Source organism: Aminobacter sp. GW821-FHT11F06 (assembly GCF_058808215.1).
Map to the genome: position 1 here is coordinate 1 of NZ_JBXARL010000031.1, position 567 is coordinate 567.

The window sequence follows — 567 nt, forward strand, 5'->3', positions numbered from 1 at the left end:
GCACCGGGACGAGTTGCTGTGCGACATAGGCTTTGAAGCACAGGCCGTTGATCGGTCCGTCAAACACGCAAGGAGCGGCGAGCCGGTCGAACCGCAGAGCTCCAACAAAGGTCAGTGTGCGCCAGTGGCCATACGGGGCAAAGCCGCGCAGGCGCTTGCCTCTCGGCCCCAGCCCCGCAGCGGCGCCATGTTGGTCTTGATCCAGGTCTCGTCGATGAAGACCAGCCGTCTGGGGTCGAGGCCCGTCTGCCAGGATCGCCAGCGGTGTCGCCGCCGCGCGATGTCGGCTCGGGCCTGCTCAAGCGCGAACAGTGTTTTTTTTGAACCGCAGCCCCTCGCGCCGCAGGAACTGCCACACCGTATCGTGCGACACCTTCACCCCGCGCGCCGCCAGTTCCGCCTTCAGCCCATGCAGCGACAAATGCGGCGTCTGGTTGAGCCGCTCGGCGATGAAGGCCCGATGCGGCTCCAGAATACGCTTGCGATGGCCGCCCATCTTGCCGGGTGCCACCGACCCCGTCGCGCGATAGCGCTGCGACCACTTCACCACCGAAGACACGGCGACAC

At 66.1% G+C, this 567-nt stretch carries 1 pseudogene; it reads right to left on the minus strand.

Annotated elements, in window-relative coordinates:
- Positions 1–567 (minus strand): annotated as a pseudogene (locus AC1RTB_RS26470) (IS630 family transposase); the annotation flags it as partial.